This is a genomic window from Micromonospora sp. ALFpr18c (assembly GCF_008868155.1).
GTDB lineage: Bacteria > Actinomycetota > Actinomycetes > Mycobacteriales > Micromonosporaceae > Micromonospora.
The window spans coordinates 1-509 of sequence record NZ_WBKR01000483.1 but is presented as its reverse complement, the minus strand read 5'-3'; the positions used below and the strand labels follow the sequence as shown (position 1 = coordinate 509).

Sequence of the window (509 nt, the reverse complement as noted above, 5' to 3'; positions counted from 1 at the left end):
GGGTCACGCGTTGCGCGCGGCCGGTCAGGACCTCGCCGCCGTAGCTGCGGACCTCCTCACGACCGACGGTGACCAGCTCGGCTGGCGGGAGTCCCTCGCGACCGAGGTAGCCGTGCATGTGCTCCGCAGGAGCGTTTCGGGGCTCTCCGGCGTCGATCACGATCACCGACCGACGCTGGCGCCCCAGCTGGAGCGCGGCAGCGAGGCCGGCGGCCGATCCGCCGACAACGGCGACGTCGCAGTGGCGTTCGACGGCGGGGAAGGTGTGGTCGCTCATGACGACCACGCTACGATGAATCGCAAGGAGTGCAAATCTGTTTGCGAAATTTGCAAGAGTCAGGTGAAGGTCATGTCCGAGCTCAACGAGATCGAACGGGTGGTCCGGACCCGACTGCGGGCTCTCCGCAACACGTTGGGCTTCTCGCTCGACGAACTCGCCGCTCGGACCAACCTGAGTCCCTCTACCATCAGCCGCATCGAGACCGGCAAGCGGACGATCAGCCTCGACG

Annotated in this window: 2 protein-coding genes; one reads left to right on the top strand and one right to left on the bottom strand. The window is 66.6% G+C overall.

Translation table 11 applies throughout. The features are described 5' to 3' along the window. On the bottom strand, positions 1-277 hold a 277-nt coding region (locus F8271_RS31785; RefSeq protein WP_151493444.1), incomplete at its 3' end, for an FAD-binding protein. Between the two features lie 15 nt (positions 278-292). On the opposite strand from F8271_RS31785, the gene F8271_RS31780 reads away from it, so the two are divergent. Further along, positions 293-509: helix-turn-helix domain-containing protein (locus tag F8271_RS31780; protein ID WP_370462014.1), on the top strand; the 217-nt coding region annotated here is incomplete at its 3' end.